At 51.3% G+C, this 20,150-nt stretch carries 18 protein-coding genes and 1 riboswitch; of the genes, 2 read left to right on the forward strand and 16 right to left on the reverse strand.

The window, feature by feature from the left end:
- Positions 1 to 123: 123 nt before the first annotated feature.
- The 14 genes from EBB54_RS17695 to EBB54_RS17760 all read right to left on the reverse strand — a co-directional run bounded on the left by EBB54_RS17695 (position 124) and on the right by EBB54_RS17760 (position 15,340).
- Positions 124 to 699 carry a response regulator gene (locus tag EBB54_RS17695; RefSeq protein WP_004078135.1) on the reverse strand — a complete coding sequence of 192 codons (576 nt, stop codon included), beginning with the start codon at positions 697 to 699 and terminating at the stop codon, positions 124 to 126.
- On the reverse strand, positions 671 to 1,927 hold the full coding sequence (locus EBB54_RS17700) for a sensor histidine kinase (protein ID WP_243127712.1): 1,257 nt from the start codon (positions 1,925 to 1,927) through the stop codon (positions 671 to 673). Before EBB54_RS17700 ends, EBB54_RS17695 begins: the two co-directional genes overlap by 29 nt.
- Before the next feature lie 359 nt (positions 1,928 to 2,286).
- On the reverse strand, positions 2,287 to 3,246 hold the full coding sequence (locus tag EBB54_RS17705; RefSeq protein WP_125128396.1) for a carbohydrate kinase family protein: 960 nt from the start codon (positions 3,244 to 3,246) through the stop codon (positions 2,287 to 2,289).
- Positions 3,247 to 3,431: 185 nt separating this feature from the next.
- Positions 3,432 to 5,249 carry a LysM peptidoglycan-binding domain-containing protein gene (locus EBB54_RS17710; RefSeq protein WP_125128397.1) on the reverse strand — a complete coding sequence of 606 codons (1,818 nt, stop codon included), beginning with the start codon at positions 5,247 to 5,249 and terminating at the stop codon, positions 3,432 to 3,434.
- A 91-nt stretch (positions 5,250 to 5,340) separates the two neighbouring features.
- Entirely contained in the window at positions 5,341 to 6,393 is a 1,053-nt protein-coding gene (locus EBB54_RS17715) for an aldo/keto reductase (protein ID WP_243127713.1), read from the reverse strand.
- Positions 6,394 to 6,457: 64 nt separating this feature from the next.
- Positions 6,458 to 7,405 (reverse strand): TIGR03943 family putative permease subunit, encoded by a 948-nt coding sequence (locus tag EBB54_RS17720; protein ID WP_125128398.1) that lies wholly within the window; start codon positions 7,403 to 7,405, stop codon positions 6,458 to 6,460.
- A 23-nt stretch (positions 7,406 to 7,428) separates the two neighbouring features.
- Positions 7,429 to 8,658: a CobW family GTP-binding protein gene (locus EBB54_RS17725; RefSeq protein WP_125128399.1), complete on the reverse strand. Its 1,230-nt coding sequence runs from the start codon at positions 8,656 to 8,658 to the stop codon at positions 7,429 to 7,431.
- 33 nt (positions 8,659 to 8,691) lie between these two features.
- Positions 8,692 to 9,444: an exodeoxyribonuclease III gene (locus tag EBB54_RS17730; RefSeq protein ID WP_125128400.1), complete on the reverse strand. Its 753-nt coding sequence runs from the start codon at positions 9,442 to 9,444 to the stop codon at positions 8,692 to 8,694.
- Positions 9,445 to 9,478: 34 nt separating this feature from the next.
- A complete protein-coding gene (gene truA / locus EBB54_RS17735; RefSeq protein WP_125128401.1) occupies positions 9,479 to 10,213 on the reverse strand; it encodes a tRNA pseudouridine(38-40) synthase TruA in 735 nt (244 codons plus the stop codon).
- A gap of 100 nt (positions 10,214 to 10,313) precedes the next feature.
- Positions 10,314 to 10,964 carry an ABC transporter ATP-binding protein gene (locus tag EBB54_RS17740; RefSeq protein WP_243127714.1) on the reverse strand — a complete coding sequence of 217 codons (651 nt, stop codon included), beginning with the start codon at positions 10,962 to 10,964 and terminating at the stop codon, positions 10,314 to 10,316.
- Complete coding sequence (locus tag EBB54_RS17745; protein ID WP_125130877.1) at positions 10,933 to 11,862, reverse strand: ABC transporter ATP-binding protein; 930 nt, start codon at positions 11,860 to 11,862, stop codon at positions 10,933 to 10,935. Before EBB54_RS17745 ends, EBB54_RS17740 begins: the two co-directional genes overlap by 32 nt.
- Positions 11,863 to 11,905: 43 nt before the next feature.
- Positions 11,906 to 12,718, reverse strand: coding sequence for an ABC transporter permease (locus tag EBB54_RS17750; protein ID WP_125128403.1), 813 nt, complete (start codon positions 12,716 to 12,718; stop codon positions 11,906 to 11,908).
- Between the two features lie 22 nt (positions 12,719 to 12,740).
- On the reverse strand, positions 12,741 to 13,679 hold the full coding sequence (locus EBB54_RS17755) for an ABC transporter permease (protein ID WP_125128404.1): 939 nt from the start codon (positions 13,677 to 13,679) through the stop codon (positions 12,741 to 12,743).
- A gap of 110 nt (positions 13,680 to 13,789) precedes the next feature.
- Positions 13,790 to 15,340: an ABC transporter substrate-binding protein gene (locus EBB54_RS17760; RefSeq protein WP_125128405.1), complete on the reverse strand. Its 1,551-nt coding sequence runs from the start codon at positions 15,338 to 15,340 to the stop codon at positions 13,790 to 13,792.
- Positions 15,341 to 15,603: 263 nt separating this feature from the next.
- Positions 15,604 to 15,699: riboswitch (purine riboswitch) on the forward strand.
- Positions 15,700 to 15,964: 265 nt separating this feature from the next.
- Here EBB54_RS17760 and EBB54_RS17765 point away from each other — a divergent pair.
- Complete coding sequence (locus EBB54_RS17765) at positions 15,965 to 17,323, forward strand: 8-oxoguanine deaminase (protein WP_125128406.1); 1,359 nt, start codon at positions 15,965 to 15,967, stop codon at positions 17,321 to 17,323.
- 39 nt (positions 17,324 to 17,362) lie between these two features.
- On the forward strand, positions 17,363 to 18,742 hold the full coding sequence (locus tag EBB54_RS17770) for a uracil-xanthine permease family protein (protein WP_125128407.1): 1,380 nt from the start codon (positions 17,363 to 17,365) through the stop codon (positions 18,740 to 18,742).
- A gap of 259 nt (positions 18,743 to 19,001) precedes the next feature.
- On the opposite strand, the gene EBB54_RS17775 is transcribed toward EBB54_RS17770, so the two are convergent.
- On the reverse strand, positions 19,002 to 19,634 hold the full coding sequence (locus EBB54_RS17775) for a Fis family transcriptional regulator (RefSeq protein WP_243127715.1): 633 nt from the start codon (positions 19,632 to 19,634) through the stop codon (positions 19,002 to 19,004).
- A 6-nt stretch (positions 19,635 to 19,640) separates the two neighbouring features.
- Entirely contained in the window at positions 19,641 to 20,099 is a 459-nt protein-coding gene (locus tag EBB54_RS17780; protein ID WP_004078171.1) for a DUF4869 domain-containing protein, read from the reverse strand.
- Positions 20,100 to 20,150 lie beyond the last annotated feature (51 nt).

The following is a 20,150-nucleotide window of genomic DNA, read 5'->3' on the forward strand; positions in this document are numbered from 1 at the left end:
TATTCAATTAATAAAGTTGTATCACTTCTCACAGCAGATGTCAAGAAAGAAAATTCTTCCAGCATCCCCAGAAGCCTGTCCTTTGTGAAAGTTACGGCCTGACCGGCCGCGAACTGTAATTCCTTATTCTTTAAACATACGGAATACATGCACCAGTTCTTTCTGGTTGTCCAGTCCCAGCTTCTTCACGATCCTGCCTTTTTGATTCGCAATGGTCTTGGGGGATGATAAAAGCGTGTTTTCTTTTCCCATCATGATATGAAACACGGCCTTTTCTGCTTCCGAAAGGCAGGACAGCGCCGCCGATGCGATCAGATATTCCTGCGCGGTATGTCCTTCCGCAGTCGCACGGATATTTTCCACCAAAAAAGACATCTGGCTTTTGAATATGTAACCCGATGCAAATGCTTCCTCCGCAGCCTTGAAAATCATATCCGGCGTCTCCAGCGCGGTCAGGATCAGCACCTTCGCGTCCGTCCGGATACGGATCTCCCTTGAAAGACGAATCCCGTCCAGATTCGAAACGCCCAGATTCAAATCCATCAGCACGATGTCCGTATGCTCCTCCACCACCTTAGAAAGCACCTTTTCCTGATCAGGGCCGGCAACAGTCACTTCGATATCCTTATGCTTTTTCAGTAATTTCTGAACCAGGTATACAAAATCCTCGTCATCCTCTACAATCAATACTTTTATCATTTTCCTTCTGTCTTACCCCCCCCCTGAATCCCCGGGGTAAACACAATGTGAACTCTGTACCCTGCCGCTCCGGCTCTGTAGAGCTTTTTACCTTTATATAGCCGTTATGCCGCCTGACCACATCCCTGCAGTAGGCCAGCCCCAGGCCGAAATGTGAATAATCCACATAACTGGTATAGTAAAAGTCAAAAATATGCCCCAGATCCTTTTCCGGTATTCCACGACCTGTATCAGATACACGGAGTAAGACAATATCTTTCTTTGGTCTCTGAGCCGCGAAGGTCAGAGTGCCTTCTTCTCCCATAGAGTCAATTGCGTTTGCTGCCAGGTTACATAATACCTCCTTCATGTGATAAGGGTCGCAGTATAAAGCGGAAAGATCGGGTTCTACTTCAATCTTTACCGTCCCTTTCCACTCTGCAAGTTCGCCTGCAATCTCTTCAAAAAGCGCCTTTATGTCAATGCATTCGGGTTCAAGCTGAATATCTCCGGAACACAGGTTGCTCCGACGGATAAATTCTTCGATATGGGTAACGGAGCGGTCCAGAATATCCAGTTCATCTTCTGTTTCCGGGATTCCCAGTTCTCGGATGAACTGAGTCCCCAGGCGAAGCTTCGCAGTTTCATTTTTCAACATGTGGATAATATACCTGATATCCTCCGGAAGCTGAACCTTGTCCTCCGACCAGTCAAAATACTGCCTGTTCAGCCGCAATCCCCAGATTCCTTTGTGGAAAAGAAGGTAGAGATAATAAAACAGCAGCCCGAAAATAATCAAAACATTGCCCTGCCAGAGCTTGTAAAGCTTTTCAATCTTGAGCATGTGGACAGGGAATATGCTCAGCAGCCAGTACCAGAGCGGCAGAAGCACATATACGGCTATAAACCTGCGCTGATTGATCTGGCAGCTTTTTCTTTCTCTCACAAGGGTCACCACAACCAGTACGGTCATAAACAAACCATACAGCAGGTTGTAAATACCTATTACCATAAAGGCTTCTTCGTGGGTCTTAATGATTGCCTTTGTCTGACTCCAGGGATATATAATCGCAAACACAAGCGACGGTAAAAAAACAACCACTCTCAGAACCTGAAACACCCTTGGCCTGCGCTGTTCCATGCTGCCGAAATATAAGCCGCAGAGAACTCCGCAAGGCATCGCAAGATAGTAGAGCACCGCCGTCAGAACCGAGTTGATCAGTTCGTCTACCTGATATCTCACTCCCATGAAACAGGTGCATACACCTGAGAAAAAACCGCCGTAATATATGTATTCTTTCCATACTCCAAGACTCAGCAAAATGCCGGTGATGCAGCAAGCACCATTGGTTCACCTTGTTTCCGGGGCTGGACAGCAGGATCATCAAGTGCAGCACCCAGATCAATACCGTAAAGAGCAGCAAAAATGTGACCGGCAAGCCTTGTTCTACCATACCTAATCCCCCCAAGCCGGACAAGACAAGACCTCATTCTTTTTTATGTTATAGTAACACAATAGACGTGTCAATAATATTCCTCCCCAATCTTCCCAAACTTTATAGGACTTCGGATTCCCGGCCGGTTTTTTCCAGGCTTCCAGGTATTTACTCAGCTTCGGATCAGCGCTTCCACTTCTTCCTTCTCCGGCATGGCACGGATCGCACCCTTTCTTGTTGTAACAATGGCCGCCGCCGCGTTTGCGAAGGTCAGCATTTCTCCCAGCTGCTCCTCCGTCAGGTTCTCAAAATCGTGCTCCAGTATGTAATAGAGAGAACTTCCGCAGAAGGTATCCCCGGCGCCGGTGGTCTCAATGGTGTTGCACTTAAATCCCGGCCTTTCCACGCGCATTCCCTTATAGTACGCACGGCTTCCGTCCTTTCCCATGGTCAGCAGGATCAGCGGGATCTGGTACTTTTCCTGAAGGAAACGGATGCCCTCATCGTAGTCCTCCTTGCCGGATACGAACTGGATCTCATTGTCGGAAATCTTCAGGATATCGCAGAACCCGAAGCCGTACTCCATCTGTTCCTTCGCCAGCTCCAGGGAACTCCACAGCGGCGGGCGCAGGTTCGGGTCAAAGGAAATCAGAAGCCCTTTCTCCTTCGCTGCTCTGAGCGCTTTTTTGGTGGCCTCCCGCACGCCGTCATGGGTCATGGACAGGGTTCCGAAGTGGAACAGACGGGTCTGCGCCAGAAACTCTTCATCTACCTCTTCCGCCGTCAGCATCATATCCGCCCCGGGGTTCCGGTAAAACGAAAATTCCCTGTCTCCGTCCGGAAATGTGTGGACAAAGGCCAGGGTCGTGTTCACCTGCTCATCTGTCAGCAGGTTGGACGTATTGATCCCCACGTCTTCCAGTGTTGCCCTGAGCAGTGTCCCAAACTGGTCTTTCCCTACTTTGCCAAGAAACGCGGTCTTTTTTCCCATCTTATTTAAAAGTGCCAGCACATTGCACGGCGCCCCTCCGGGGCATGCCTCAAACAGGTTGTTGCCCTGTTCGCTTTGGCCGCTCATCGTAAAATCAATTAAAAGCTCACCCATTGCGATCACATCAAATTCTTTTCCCATCGTTCCTTCTCCTTTCACGCCAGCATATGGATATGCTGCTGTTTACACCCAAAATCGTACGGGAACAAGCCGGTTAAAATAGCTTTTGTACCTTCTGGACATTTTTTACGATATTAGTATAGCGGATTTTCACACAGAATACAATGATACAAATCATATTCCATATTTTTTTACCATATTAAACATCATTTTACCGGAATCAGCAGCGTCTGGCCGATATAGATCATATCGCTGGTCAGTCCGTTCAGCTCCCGGATCGCCTCCACCGTGGTTCCGTACCGCCTGGAAAGCTCCCACAGGGTATCCCCTACCCGAACCGTATATTCAATATACGGCTTGACGGAATCCGACGGGATCTTGAGCACCTGCCCGATATAAATCATGCTGCCCGTCAGGCCGTTCAGATTTTTGATTGCATCCACCGTGGTTCCATATCTCTGGGAAAGCAGCCAGAGTGTGTCGCCCGGCTGAACCACATATTCAATGTATCCCGTATCCGGCCCCGGCACGGGCACATTTTCCCCGATTCCCAGATAGACGTCATAGAGAGCCCTCCAGGTATCCGGCCCCACGATTCCGTCCGCGTCCAGCCCAACGGCATTCTGGAAGGCGATGACCGCCTGACGCGTTGCGCTGCCGAATATCCCGTCCTGGGCAACCCGAGGCACCGTGGGATAAAATTCCGCAATCATATTGAGCAGATACTGCAGTGTAATGACATCCGCCCCCCTGGAGCCCTGCCGGATCACCGAGCCCGGCGGAACCGTTCCGATCCCAAGCGTTGTACCCTCGCTGTCCAATTCCGCCAGCCTGGCTACGGCGGCATACAGATAGGAAATCTTATACCAGGTGGCGCTTCCCACCACCCCGTCCGCTGTCAGGTTGAAAACACTCTGGAATTTGGTAACCGCTGCCCGGGTGCTCTCCCCGAATACGCCCGCCTCGTCCGTGATCGCCGGGATGGCCGGATAATTCCTGCGAATCCGGTTCAGATAGGTCTGGATGACCTGCACGTCAAGCCCTCTGCTTCCGATTCGTAAGGGCGTACCCGGATAGGAGGAGAGGACGCCGGTTACTGCATTGGTTTCTACAATCTCTATGTCATTGGGGTAGTAGTTACGGAGAATCTGCAGAGGGGTCATCCCCCGCTCTGCCAGGCTGACCGTCCCCCACTGTGAGAGACCGGAGCAGGTCGAGGTGGTTCCGTTGCAGAATGAAGTAAAATAAGGCGCGTTCTGCCCCTGCCTGCGGACATATTGGTTGAAAATTTCATCCACAATCCTGCTGATGGACTCGAAAATCGTCCGGCCGTGTACATACGCCTGGTCGTAAGCCGTACTGCTGGTAATGTCGAAGGAATATCCGCGGCTTCTGTACCATTCGGTAAATACACGGTTCAGCGCAAACGTAATGATCGCGTAGATATTTGCCCGAAGCGCGGCATCCGGCCAGGTAGGATAGATCTCGCTGCTGGCCGCATTTTTAATATAGTCTATAAAGGGAACCTGTACATTGGCAGCAGATGAGGACGGGCTGCCCAAATGCACCGTGATCGGGTTCGGAATGACCACCTGCCGCAGAATCCGAAGCCTGGGATCCGGTTTTTCCTGGATACGCTTTATATCTGACGCAGCGGCAGGCTTATCAATGGTAATCTCCGTGACCATCGGGCTGCGCTGAAGCTGCTGCATGGGTATCAGTTCCGCCGGCTGGATGGCCGTTTCCTCCTCATAGATGGGAACGCCTGAAATGTAAAGAGAATTGAAGCCTGCCGCACGCACCAGCACATCGTAGGCCGTATACGGTGTCCCGGCATAATCCGGATCCAGGGAAAGGCTTCTGTCTACGGTTTCCAGAGAGACCGTCTGTGTTTCCCCGCTTTCATCTGTCGTCAGTTCATAGACACTGCTGCCCTGGGGATCAAGTATCCTGATCTCCGCGCCGCCAAGCGGAACGGCGCCGTCAGCAGTCCTGGCCTGTATGACCAAATAACCAATCGCCATAAATTCTGAACATCTCCTGTTTTCGTCTGTTCTATTATATGACGGCCGGCTGGGAAAGGTGCGTGCCTTTCCCGAATTACGGCGGATTTTTTCAAGCTTCGAAAGTCTCCCTGCTGATCTCGTCAATTTTGCGGATCTCTTCTTCGGAAAAGCAGGTGTGCTCGAAAACCGTCCTGGTTTCCAGAATCTGGGAGGGCCTGGAGGCGCCGATCAGTACGGAGCACACGTCCCCGTCCCGCAGCACCCAGGAGAGCGCCATCTGTGCCAGCGTCTGTCCCCTTTTTGCCGCCAGTTCGTTCAGCCGCGCGATCTGATCCAGCCGTTTCTCTGTCAGGGCTTCCGCACGCAGAAAACGGGGGTCTCTCCCAATCCTGCTGTCTTTTGGGATTCCCCCAAGATATTTGTCTGTCAGCATCCCCTGCGCCAGAGGGCTGAATGCGATTACTCCTACTCCCGCCTCTCTGCAGAACTCTTTCACCCCGTCCTCCTCAATGGTACGGTCAAAGATGGAATACCGTCTCTGGTTGATCACAAAGGGGCAGTGCAGCTCCCTGAGCATAGCCGCCGCTTTTTCCGTATATTCCTTATCGTAGTTGGACACGCCGGCATAGAGCGCTTTTCCGCTCCTGACAATGTCTGCCAACGCCTGCATGGTCTCTTCAAGTGGGGTCTCCCTGTCCATCCGGTGATGGTAAAAAATGTCAACATAATCCAGTTTCATGCGCTTCAGGCTCTGATCAATGCTTGCCATCAGATATTTTCTGCTGCCCCCGTCTCCGTAAGGGCCGTCCCACATGTCGTAGCCCGCTTTTGTCGTAATAATCAGTTCATCCCGGTAAGGCCGAAAATCTGCTTCCATGATGGTTCCGAAATTGGTCTCCGCGCTTCCATAGACCGGCCCGTAATTATTGGCCAGGTCAAACTGGGTGATTCCCATGTCAAATGCCGTCCGCAGCATTTGTTTCATGTTGTCGTAATTGTCCCTGCTGCCGAAATTATGCCACAGTCCCAGGGATACCGCGGGAAATTTCAATCCGCTTCTGCCCACCCGGTTATATTTCATCTTCTCATATCTTGTATTGTCTGCCTTGTAAACATTTGCAATATCCGCCATCTTTATACCCTTGTCCTTTCCTGCTGACATGGCCCTCTCCCGGGGCCGGTTCTGCCGCCGCCCTGTGAACCCCGGATACGTGGTAGGGCAGCCTTTAGTTAAAGTATACCAGTTCTTCGATCGGGTCTGCCAGTTCCACATGCTCCGCTTCCAGTACCGGGCCCGTCCCCCGGTAAACAGACATCTTCGCAAATCCGATCCTGGCGCGGATCTTCACCCACTGTCCGGGTTTCAGCTTGGATGCATAGGAACTCCTGCACACATATCCGAGAAATGACGTATCGTCCGCGCAGCAGGTCATAGCCATGCGGCCCGGCAGAAACATCTTGGCCGGAAATGTGCGCGGCTTTAAAACCTTTGCCGTATATTCCACGACTTTTCCTTTATACTGATCCGGACGCTCCATCATATCCACATACCAGATCCCATAGTCCTCGGGACGGATCTCAACAATCGGCGCATCCAGGTCGTAGGGCACATCGTTTTCAAAGATATTTTCCACTTCGCCCTTTTCGTCCTCAAAAATCACCTCTGCCTGGGGGCTTACCACCTTCACACTTCTGCGGTAGCCCGCCAGGGGCTTGATATCGCTGCAGCGGTTGAACAGCACCAGCTCCGAACCCCGGACCATCTCCACAAACAGGGGTTTTAAGTTGGTCAGATACATCTGGAAGGTGCTGGCGTCCACGGTGGTCAGCTTCTGCTCGATCCCCCAGCCCTCCGGGAGCTTCAGGTTCTCAAAATCGCTGACCTTCCACATACCGTTGTATTCTACCACAACCCGTTCCGGATGATGCTTTTCGTCCAGTGCCCGCAGATATTCCTCCGTCAGTTCTTCCTGGGATTCTACCCGCTCCACGGCGATATTGTATCTTTTCAGCCCTGCCGCGCCGTATTCTTCCTCCCCTTCCTCGCAGAGGATCAGAAGCGTCGTCCCCGGAATCTGAAAATAATCCTGTTCCAATGTGAATTTCAAAAACTGCGTCTTCCCGCTGTCCAAAAAACCAGTCATCAGATATACCAATACATCCGGTTGATCCATTTTTTTCTTTCCTTTCCAGTCTTTTATAATCCGAAAAGCTCCGCAAGCTTCTCTTCTTTCAGCTTGGAGCCGATGACACAGATCCGGCCCGTATATTCTGCCGTGCCGCTCCTGACCTCCTGCTCTCCGGGTACCATGTCAAAGTAAATCCACTGTCCGTCTGCCCCGGCAACCATGCCTTTGGCGCGCAGGATTGTACCGTAGGTTTCCTCCTTCTCCAGAGCCTGTAATATGCTGCTGATCTCTTCTTTTGTATAGGACTTCACCGTTTCCCGGCCCCAGCTTGTGAATACGTCGTCAGCGTGGTGGTGGCCATGATGGTGATGATGGTGGTCATGGCCTGCGTGGCACTCGTCATGATGATGGTCATGGTGATGATGCTCTTCGTGGCCTTCTACGTGGTGATGGCTGTGATCATCTTCCCCGCCGTGAGCATGGTCATGATGATGCTCTTCATGGCCTTCTACGTGAGGATGGCTGTGATCAACTTCCCCGCCGTGACCGTGAGAATGCTCGTCATGATGATGGTGATGGTCATGCTCCCCTTCATGGTGATGATGGTGGTGATCATGGCCGCACCCGCATTCTTCCCCATGTTCATGGATCTCCCCACATTCCGGGCAGCGAAGCTCTGAGAGCAGCTCCTCTTCTAAAGATTTGCTTCCTTCCATGATCTCCAGCAGTTTTTCACCGGAAAGCTGTGCGATCGGCGTCGTGATGATGGGTGACTTTTCATTAATCCCCCGCAGGATCTTCACACTTTCTTCGATCTTGTCCTGGTTCGCTTTGTCCGTCCTGCTCAAGATCACCGCCCCCGCATATTCGATCTGGTTGCTGAAAAATTCCCCGAAATTCTTACTGTAAATCCTGCATTTTGTCACATCTACCATGGTCGTAAAGCTGTTCAGCTTCGCGTCGATCTGCCCAGACACGTCCTGCACCGCCTTGATTACGTCCGAAAGCTTCCCTACGCCGGAAGGCTCGATCAGAATCCGCTGGGGATGGTACGTGTCCACAACCTCTTTTAATGATTTTCCAAAGTCCCCTACCAGTGAGCAGCAGATACATCCGGAATTCATCTCCCGGATCTCAATGCCGGCATCCTTTAAGAAGCCGCCGTCAATCCCAATCTCCCCAAATTCATTCTCAATCAGGACAACCTGCTCCCCTGAAAACGCCTCCTGAAGCATTTTCTTAATAAACGTTGTCTTTCCTGCTCCCAAAAAGCCGGAAATAATATCAATCTTTGTCACAATAACCGCCTCCTGTTTTTTACAAAATTTCCTTTATTTGAGATCCAGTTCAATCGGGCAATGATCCGACCCATACACCTCTGTCAGGATCTTCGCATCCTCCAGCCTGTCCTTTAAGCTTTCCGACACGCAGAAGTAGTCGATACGCCACCCGGCATTTTTCTCCCGCGCTTTGAACCGGTAGGACCACCAGGAATAGATCCCTTCCTGCTCCGGATAAAAATACCGGAACGTGTCGATAAAGCCGGCATCCATAAGCTCTGTGAACTTCTGGCGCTCCTCGTCCGTAAATCCGGCGTTCTTTCGGTTGTTCTTCGGATTTTTCAGGTCAATCTCCCTGTGGGCCACATTCATATCCCCGGTTACGATCACCGGCTTTGCCGCTTCCAGACCTTTGAGATACCCCCGGAAATCATCCTCCCATTTCATCCGGTAGTCCAGACGCTTCAATCCCTCCTGGGAGTTGGGCGTATAGACTGTCACGAAATAAAAGTCCTCAAACTCGCAGGTGATCACACGCCCTTCCTGGTCATGCTCCTCCATACCGATCCCGTAAGATACGTTCAAGGGCTTTGTTTTGGTAAATACCGCCGTCCCGGAGTAGCCTTTTTTCACGGCATAATTCCAGTACTGGTGATACCCCTCCAGTTCCAGCTCAAGCTGTCCCGCCTGCAGCTTCGTCTCCTGCAGGCACAGTATATCCGCATCCGCCTGCCGGAAAAAATCCAGAAATCCTTTTTGCATGCAGGCGCGGATTCCATTTACATTCCAAGATATCAGTTTCATATGATCTTCTACCATCCTTCCAATCCGTACATACTCAATAGTATACCTCTTTTAAGGATAATCCGCAAGCCGGCGCCAGAAATCCGGCCTGAAAGCGCTCCCCTCCGTCCAGAAGCACCGCCGTCTCCTCTACGGACCGCTTCCTGGTTCCCACTTCCAGAAGGGTCCCCGTCAGAATCCGCACCATATGGTACATGAATCCGTTTCCCTCATACAGAAGCTTCACCTTGCTCCCCTCTTTACTGATCCGGATCGCATAGATGGTGCGGATCGTGGACTGATCCTCATTCCGGTCTGTAAAGGCGGCAAAGTCATGCTTTCCCACCAGGCAGTCCGCCGCCTTTTTCATCGCCCCCATATCCAGTTTTTCCGGAAAATGAAAACAATATTTGCGGGTAAAAACATCCGCTTTTTCCCTGGTATCCACCGTATACTCATACCGCTTTCCCGAAGCGCTGTAACGGGCGTGAAATCCGTTTTTCACAAGTTCCATCCCTGTCACCCGGATATCCTCCGGCAGCATCCGGTTCAATTCCTCCAGAAATGGTTCTTCCTCCACTTTTCCCGATAAACGGATACTGGCCGTCTGGGCTTCGGCATGTACGCCTCCGTCCGTCCGGCCAGATCCGTTGACTTCTACAGGATACCCTTTCAGGGCGCAGACGGCCCTCTCCAGCATCCCCTGGATCGTCAGCTCCGTATCCGGCTGTCTCTGCCAGCCCTGGTAGCGGGTTCCGTCATATGCAATCGTTAATTTGTAGGTTCTCATAACTCCTCCTTCGAAACTGCTGCCGCTCTGTACCCCGAACCGAATGCCTGTCCGCCATCCGCAAAGCCCATTCAATGGGGGCAATTCCCGTGTCCTTCTTTTACAGCCCGCCCGGCTCGTCCAGGCAGTGCACTTTCCCATCCTGAAGAAACAGTACCCTGCCGCACAGCATACTGACCACGTCCAGGTCGTGGGACACAAACAGATAGCAGATCTTCTCCTTCTCCTGCAGCTCTTTCAGAAGGGCGATGATCTGGGCCTGCACGGTCACATCCAGCGCGGAGAGCGGCTCGTCCGCCAGGATAAATCTGGTCCCGGTGATCAGGGCCAGTGCGATGCTGACCCGCTGCCGCTGCCCGCCGCTCAGCTCCCGGGGGTATCTTCCGTAAAAATCTTCCGGCAAATGTACTCTTCCAAGCATTTCCTCCGCCTTTTCCCGGCGTTCCTGCCTGGAGAATCCGCCCTTGACCCTCAGCGGTTCCTCCAGTATCCAGCCGACGGTCTTTCTGGGGTTGAGAGCTCCAAAAGGGTCCTGAAAGACCATCTGGGGGCGCTTTGTATAGTGCCGGATCTCACCGTCGTATTCCTTCAAAAGACCCAGGATACATTTGCAGAGGGTGGATTTCCCGCTGCCGCTTTCTCCTACCAGGCCGACGATTTCCCCCTCGTACAGCTCAAAGGACACGTCCTCCAGAACCTGCCGCCTCGTTTTTCCTTCTCTATAGTAGGCATTTACATGACTGACTTCCAAAATCTTTTCCGGCAAAAGGCTCACCTGCTTTCTTCTTTCTCCTCAGCAAATCGTAATACCGGTTCTCCCTGGTCCTTGCCGGGATCGCCGCGATCAATTCTCTGGTATATTCGGACTGCGGATTTTCAAAAATCTCCCTGCAGTCCCCCTCTTCCACTGTCTGCCCGTCCTTCATGACCAGTACGCGGCTGCACAATGTATTGACCACACGCAGGTTATGGGAAATAAACAGGATGCTCATGCCGTATTTCCGGTTCAGTTTTTTCAAAAGATTCAGGATGCTTTCCTGGGTTCCCACGTCCAGCGCCGTAGTCGGTTCGTCCGCGATCAGAAGCTTCGGGCGGCACACCATGGCCGCGGCGATCATAACCCTCTGGCGCATCCCTCCGGACAGCTCATAAGGATACTTCCTGTACAGTTCCCCGGGATTCTCCAATTCTACCTCTTCCAACGCTCTCAGGGCAAGCTGTCTGCGCTCTGCTTTCGTCATTTTTTTCCCCGCCGCTGCGCCGCTTTCCTTTCTGCCTTCCCGCCCCCATGGCCTGTCATGCAGAAGCAGCGCTTCCTCCACCTGCTTCCCGATCCGCATGGTGGGGTTCAGAGCGGTCATGGGCTCCTGGAAGATCATGCCGATCTCATTTCCCTGAATCCTGCGCATCTCCTTTTCCGAAAGCGTCAGGAGATCTGTATCGTCCAGCCAGATCCTTCCCCCGTCCAGAACCGCGTGTTTTTTCAGAAGCCCCGCAATGGTCAGCGCGGTCATCGTCTTTCCGGAGCCGGATTCCCCGACGATTCCCAGGATATCTCCGGCTTCGACTGCAAAAGAAACATTTTTTACGACCTCTTCCTTCTCACTCCGGTCTTCAAAATGAATCGACAGATTTTCTACTTTCAGCATCATCTTCCACCTCCAAACTGACCCGGTACCCCTTCTTCCGGCATCATCTTCCGCCTCCGAACTGATCCAGTATCCCTTCCCCCAGCAGACCTACGCCTAAGATCAAAAGCACCAGGAACAGACCCGGGAATACGGCACACCACGGCCCTCCAGCCAGATAGGTCTGGGATTCCGAGAGCATCCTTCCCAGACTGGCATCCGGCGGCTGCACCCCGATCCCCAGATAACTCATGCTGGCCTCCGCAAGCACGGCGTTGTTAAATCCAATGGCCAGGGCGGAAAGCAGAGCCGGCAGGATATTGGGCAGTATGTGTACAAATAAGATCCGCGGTGTGGAAACACCGATCAGTTTTGCGCTGGTTACATAATCCATTTCCCGCAGCCGCAAAAATTCTCCCCGGACAATCCTTGCAAAGCTGGGGATAAAGGCAATCCCCAGGGCAAGCATCACCTTATAAGTGCCCGGCCCCAGAAGCGCGATCATAACCAGGGCGAGCAGCACGCTTGGAAATGCGGCCAAAGCGTCATTTACACGCATCAGCCCTTCATCCAGCCAGCCCCCGAAGTATCCGGTCAGAGCTCCGGCAAGGATGCCGATGATTCCACCCAGCAGGATGGTTCCCAGGGCGATCAGCAATGTACTCCCTGCCCCGGACAGAACCCGGCTTAAGATATCCCTGCCGAACTGGTCTGTCCCGAAGGGGTGCGTCAGGCTGGGGCCATGGAGCTTTAACGAGCCCTGCATGGCTTCCGGGTCGTATGGCGTCCAGACGAAGCCCAGCAGGATCAAAGACAGCATGATAGCCGTGATCACTGCGCCGAGTATGAAATTGTGGGAGGTCAGCTTCCGTTTCATGATTTTCCCCGTTCCTTTCGCATTACACTTCAATTCTCTTATCCAGCTTATGGTACAGCAGGTCTACCAGCGTATTCATCACCAGCGTGACCACCGCGATCAGTACGATGATCGCCTCCACCACCGGATAATCCCGTTTGGAAATCGAGCCGATCAGCGTCCTGCCGATTCCCGGAATCCCAAACACATGCTCCACCACGATACTGTTCGCGATCATATCCGCAACTGCCATTCCCAGAAATGTGACCACCGGGACGATCCCATTCCGAAACGCGTGGCACACCAGCACCCGCCAGGGGCTGTTCCCCCGGCTGTATGCGGTCCGCACGTAGTCCTGATGCATTTCCGAAATCAGGGAATTTCGCAATAATTTCGTAGTCATTGCGGCTTTGGGAAGGGCAATCGACAGAGACGGAAGGATCAGGTATCCTAAAAAAGCTGCCATCCCTTCCGTGTAGGACACATATCCGCCCGGTGTAAACCAGCGGAAAATCAGTCCGAAGACCACCGTAAAAATGATCCCGATAAAAAACGGCGGAATGGACATGGTAACCTGGTTGAGGATCAAAAACGTCCGGTCAAAGAAATGATTCTCATACCGGGCGCTGAGAATGCTGACCGGGACAGACAACAGCAGCGTAAAGAAAAATGCAAGAGCCGTCATGGCAACTGTGATGGGAAGCTTGTCCCCGATCATCTCCCGTACAGGGATCTGATAAAAATAGGAACTGCCCATATCGCCTGCCAGAAAATCTTTCACCCACTGTACATAGCGCTCCCACAACGGGCGGTTCAGTCCCATTTCTTCCCGCAGCGCCTGCACTTTGCTTTCCGTTGCTTCCGTGCCGAGGATCGTCCTGGCCGGGTCTCCCGGGATGACTTCAAAGGCAAGGAAGGCAAGTATGCTGACAATTAATAATGTGATTATAAGACCTGTAATTTTTTTGATAATATATTTCATACCTGCCTCCTGATTGTTCTGAATGGGCTGCGTTTCCTCTTCTTACAAGCCGTGCCTGCCTGTTGATTTCGGCATGGCCGTGAACTGACGCAGCAGGAATCTGGATTCCATTATTCTACCGCGTACATGGCGGACATATCCTGCACATACAGGGGGTAGAATTTGTATCCGTCAAACCGATCGCTGATCGCCACCATATTTGCCAGATCCTGGATATATACGTTGGCCGCGCGTTCCGCAAGGATTCCCTCTGCTTCCTTGTACAGCTTCACTTTTTCGTCCTCATCCGTAGTGGCGATCGCCTCCTGGAATACCTTGTCATATTCTGCATCGCTGAACCCAGTAAAATTCCCGTGGCCGTCTGTGGTAAAGCGTTCCAACATAGCCCGCGCGGACAGGTTGGACGCGTCCACACCCACAACCGTGGACTCAAACTTGCTGTTGGCGTACACTTCCTCCAGCCATGCTTCCCATTCCACCGGCTTGATGGTGGCGTTGACGCCGATATTTTTTAACTGCTCCACAATCACCTGGGCCGTATCCACATGGGGCTTGTCCGCTGCGCTGACCGTGATCTCCAGGTCAAATCCGTCCGCATATCCGGCTTCTTTCAAAAGCGCCTTTGCTTTTTCATAGTCTTGCTCATAGTATGTGGAATATTCTTCGTCAAAATACTTTTTCAGCCCCGGATACATGCTGGTTCCGATGCGCGCCCCTTTTCCGTCCGCGATCATATCCATGATCTCCTTGGGATCAATGGCATAGCAAAGCGCCTGCCGCACCTTCTCGTCGTTCAGCGGCTCCACGGCGTTATTCAGATACAGCGCCTGTACCAGGTTCATAGTGCCTTCTTCCACATGAAAGCCTTCCGTCAGCTCCGCCGCCTGGCTGACCGTCAGACGCATAGCCATATCGATGGAGCCGCCTTTTAAGTTGGTCACCAGCATATCGGCGTCCGCCACCACGCGAAATTCCACCTTGTCCAGATGCGCCTTTTCTCCCCAGTAGTCTTCATTTTTCACAATGATCACATTTTCCTGGGGATTCCGGGAATCGTACTTAAACGGGCCCGTCCCGATGGGGTCTGTATCCAGCTCTTCATAGTCCCTGGGCACAATGGCGGTGGTCATGTACGCCAGAAATTCCGTGTTGGCTTCCGACAGATAGATCTCGACCGTCTTTTCATCCGGGGTCTCCACTCGCTCCACAATAGAATACGCCGATACCAATGGATCACCATTCGACGTATCGGCGCACTTGTCAATTGAATATTTAACATCCTCGGCAGTCACAGCATCCCCATTGTGAAACTTCACGCCTTCGCGGAGTGTAAATGTATACACCTTCGCGTCCTCGGAAATCTCGTAGGATTCTGCGAGTGCTTCGATCAAATTACCATCACTGTCCGGCTTTACCAGACCTTCGTAAATGTTAAATAAAACCTCTTTTGTTCCTGCCGATACTGCTCTGTGTGGGTCAAGACTGTCGAGATCCTGGGAAATACCAACCTTGATACTTCCACCCTCGACCGGGTTTTTACTCTTCGGAAGCTCATTCTCCGTTGCAGACTCCGGCTTCGCCTTGTCACCTGAGCACCCGCTCAGTGCAACAGACACCGCCATGATAAGCATCAAAAGAATACTTGTGATTCTTCTTTTCATGTTCTGTCTCCTTCTTCAAATAACCTCCATTATTAAATTGTCAACTATATTGTAAGGGAATAACTGCGGTTTGGCAAGTTTTTATTTTTAAACAATCCGATGTGCCGTGAATAGTAACTCAGGCCGCGTATGAAATCGCCTGCGGCAATGGGCGTCCTGAACGCCAACTCTTATGTGCATTTTGTACAATTCTTCCATCCTGTTTCACAGCACTTTTCACATATTTTTCAAAACCGCTTGACAGTATCTGTCCGTCACCTTATAATGGCACTTAGAAATTAGCTTGTATAAGTTCATGATTGGATGAGCGTGTCTACCAACTGCCGTAACAGTTGACTACAAGTCTTCGGGATCACCGGAGATTTGCAGTTAATTGTTACGGCAGTTTTTGTTTTTCCAAAAATCTGGCTGCCGGCAGGAAAAACCAACTCTGACACGCATATCATATGCCTATTCCTTTGCGCGCAGGATGCCGCATCAGAAAATCATACCGTTCATGCAGCTTATCCGGCCGGTGCAGCGACGCACCGATGTAATTTCGTTACAAACCGCACCCTGGCCGGGCGCGGACTGCAGCTTCGTTTCACACAATCAAAACCGAACATGATAATTGGAGGAAAAATCATGAGCAGCTTATTGATAAAAAATGCTTCTGCCATTGTGACCTGTGACTCAAACGATGCCCTGTTGGAGGATTCCAATATCCTGATCACCGACGGCGTCATTACCTATATGGGCAAAGACCCCCGGTCCGCGGACGAGACCATCGACGCCGCCGGCTGTATCGTTTACCCCGGATTGATCAATACACACCACCACCTTTACCAGACATTCAGCCGGAACCTGCCGCAGGTGCAGAACATGGAACTGTTTGACTGGCTGACTACGCTCTATGAGATCTGGAAAAATCTGGACAGCGACATCATTTACCACAGCTCCATGACAGGGATGGGGGAATTATTAAAGACCGGCTGTACCACCTGCTTTGACCATCACTATGTATTCCCCGGCGGTAATTCCGGAGCCCTTCTGGAATCCCAGTTCGCCGCGGCAAGGGAGCTGGGCATCCGCTTCTACGCGTCCAGGGGAAGTATGGACTTAAGCAGAAAAGACGGCGGCCTGCCGCCTGACAGCGTGGTGCAGACCGTAGACGAGATCTTAAGGGATTCTCAAACTGCGGTAGAAAAATTCCACAATCCCGCACCGTTTTCCATGGAAATGGTGGCTCTCGCGCCCTGTTCCCCGTTCAGCGCAGGGGAAGATCTGTACCGGCAGTCCGCCATCCTGGCAAGGGAGCTGGGAGTGCGCCTGCACACCCATCTGTGCGAAACCATAGACGAAGAGAACTATGTACTCGAAAAATACGGAAAACGTCCGCTGGCCTACATGGAGGATATGGGCTGGGTTGGAAAGGATGTCTGGTACGCACACGGAATCCATTTCAATGATGAGGAGCTGGCGCTGCTGGCCGAGACTGGCACCGGTGTCGCCCACTGCCCGATTTCCAACATGAAGCTGTCCTCCGGCATCTGCCGTATCCCGGATATGCAGAGACTTGGCGTTCCGGTAGGTCTTGCGGTAGACGGAAGTGCCAGCAACGACGGCTCCAATCTCCTGGAGGAGCTGCGCACGGCATTTCTTCTGCACCGCCTCAATTCCAGCAAGCTTGCACCCAGCGGGTACGATCTGCTGAAAATTGCCACAAACGGCAGCGCGAAGGTGCTGGGACGTGACGACATCGGCTCCCTGGAGACCGGAAAAGCCGGAGACCTGTTCCTAATCCGACGCAGCCGCCTGGAGCTGGTGGGCGCCGACCTGGATGTGAAATCCATGCTCGGTACTGTGGGCGTAAAAGGCGCCGTGGATTACACCGTCGTAAACGGCAGGGTTGTCGTGAAAAACGGACAGCTTGTGGGAATTGATGAAGAAAAAGAAATCCGTATGGGCAGAGCCCTTGTCAATGATTACCTGGGGCGGATCTGATAAAACAGACTGTGCGGAAACCTAAGGAGGATATAGATTATGAGTGAAATCCAAGATACAAAATCAAGAAAAGAACTGGATCGTGAATTGGTGTACCAGCTTGACGGAAGGCCGGGGCTCTCCACAGCGGTTCCCCTGGGCCTGCAGCATGTACTGGCCATGTTTACTTCCAACCTGGCTCCCATCCTGATCATTGCCGGGGTCTGCAGTCTGTCCGGCGCGGACACTGTCGTCATGGTACAATGCGCCATGTTCGTATCCGGCCTGACTACATTTATACAGTTATACCCGCTGCGGCTCGGAAAAAATTATCAGGTGGGCGCAAAGCTTCCCATCGTAATGGGTACTTCCTTTACCTTCGTTCCCACCGCCTCCGCCATCGGGGCCGCAGGCGGTATCGGGGCTGTGCTGGGCGGCTGTATGGCCGGAAGCCTGGTGGAAGTATTTATGGGCTTCTTTTACAAATACATCCGCCGGTTCTTCCCGCCCCTGGTTGTCGGCTGTACCCTGGTCACCATCGGGGTTAATCTGCTGGGCATCGGCGTGGATTATTTTGCAGGCGGGGCAGGCGCCGCTGATTACGGTTCCCTGCAGAACCTGGGCGTAGGCTTTTTCGTGCTGGCAATCGTCATCCTGCTCCAGCGTTTCGGAAAAGGGCTGGTCAAAAATTCCGCGATCCTGATCGGGCTTGTGGCAGGCTATGTTCTGGCTGCAATTTTGGGCATGGTAGATACATCGCCGATCACAGACGCCAAGTGGTTCGGCCTGCCGCTTCCGTTCCAGTTCCATCTGCAATTCCAACTGCCCGCGATCTTAAGCTTCGCGGCGCTGTTTGTGACATCCGGGCTGGAAACCATCGGAAATACTTCCGGAATCACCATTGCGGGATTTGACCGGGAAGCCACGGAAAAAGAAACCTCCGGCGCCATTCTCGCAGATGCGCTGGGCTCCACAACGGCAGCTATATTCAACGCGCTGCCGAATACAGCCTTCGGCCAAAATGCGGGAATCGTCTCCATGACCAAAGTGGTCAACAGATGGTGTATTGCGACCGGCGCATTTATCCTGATGATATCGGGCTTTTTCCCGAAACTGGGGGCTTTGTTTTCAGCCATTCCCAACGCGGTGCTGGGCGGCGCGATCATTACCGTATTCGGCATGATCCTGATCAACGGCATCAAGATGATCTCCAAAGCAGGCTTCAGTGAGCGGAATATTCTTGTAATGGGACTGACTTTCGCTTTCGGTATGGGCGTGCCGGGCCACCCGGAGGCTGTCGCGCAGCTTCCGTCCGCACTGCAGTTCATTTTCAATGATCCGGTAACGGCAACCTGTATTATCGCGATCCTTGCGAATGTCCTGTTCCCGCTCAAGGATGAAAGCGATATTGAGAAGGCGAAAGAGGCGATGCTCGGATAGTTCTTTCAGATCAGAGATCTGAAGGTGTTCTAAGAGCGGATTTTGCCATGTTTCTCAGCAAATAGAATCACGGAATTTTTAAAAGCGGCGAATCTTCCGGAAATCCGGAAGAATGCGCCGCTTCTGTTTTCATAGGCTCAATCCCAGATGATGAACTTCATAAATCTTTTTGCAGCATTGATTACTTTTGCAGACAGATATACCTTTGACAGCTTTTTCTTTGAATAACACCAGACAGGATTTTCTTTCGTCTTGTCTGTCAGCAGTCTGGTAAAATATTGTTCCCAACTGGCATATTCCCTGCTGTCAATATATTTGATTTTCCTTTTAGCGAAACGCATTCTATATTTTTCTGTTTTGACAATTCGGCAAAAAATTCAAATCCGCTGTTCGAATCTTCTGTAATAACAAATTTCGGATCAATACCCTCTTTCTCAGATATTTCACCATATAAATGATATATCTCGTTATACTTTTGTTTTGCTTCATGGAATTTTCCCGACTTACGAAAGCCGTAAATTTCATGAATACTATATGGAAGCATCGGCAATTTCTCACGTGTAGCAAACACAAAATAGTTGTCCGATTTTATAACAAGCTCCGCAAATTTTTTTGATATAAGGAAACGATTTCCTTCATCTATGAATATAATACTTTTTGTTATTTCTCCCAGTTGATGTTCCCAGTCTTCATTATCCAAAGTTCTGCAAGGGCAACTGCATGAAACCGAAACACCGCTGTCAGAACCAAATCTTCTATACTCACGAATCAAATCAATTAATACCGTTTTTCCCGAACCACTGTCTCCTGTGAAAATCGTAATATTTCTTTTTATCCGGAAATCATATTTTACTTTCCTGGTTTCTACGATTACCCTATACGCACCTTTCATGTTCCGTCACTCCTGCTTCATTTCATTCAAATATTTACTGGCTACAGGAATCAGTTCTTTCATAGAGTGTACGATTTCACCGCCATTTTCCACTTTTATTTCAAATTCCGTATTTTTACCAAAACTCATCATATGCCTGAGATTAATTGTCAGATCTTTTTTCTTCCCTATTTCCAATATCCATTTTGCGCAGTTATCCCCGCAGGTTGACGCATTGAATATTTTACCTGATTCATTCAGCATCAGTAATAATGTTTTCACGCCCCCTGACAGCCGCTCAGGCGGAATTTGTCCCAGAACCGGGCTGTTGATGCACTCTCCGCTTAATACCTCTGAATCGTCAACATCCCGGATCATTTCTTTTGCCAGTTCTGAGGCAAACCACTCTGGCTCGTAAGTATTTTTAAAATAAACGCTTGTGTTATAAATACTGCTTTCAGCATCACCGTAAATAATTGTAAGCATCGAATACCTCCACTTTCCTTTCCGCAGTTATTTCAAACCTGTCCAGTCTTC

It is taken from the genome of Schaedlerella arabinosiphila (genome assembly GCF_003885045.1).
Taxonomy (GTDB): domain Bacteria; phylum Bacillota; class Clostridia; order Lachnospirales; family Lachnospiraceae; genus Schaedlerella; species Schaedlerella arabinosiphila.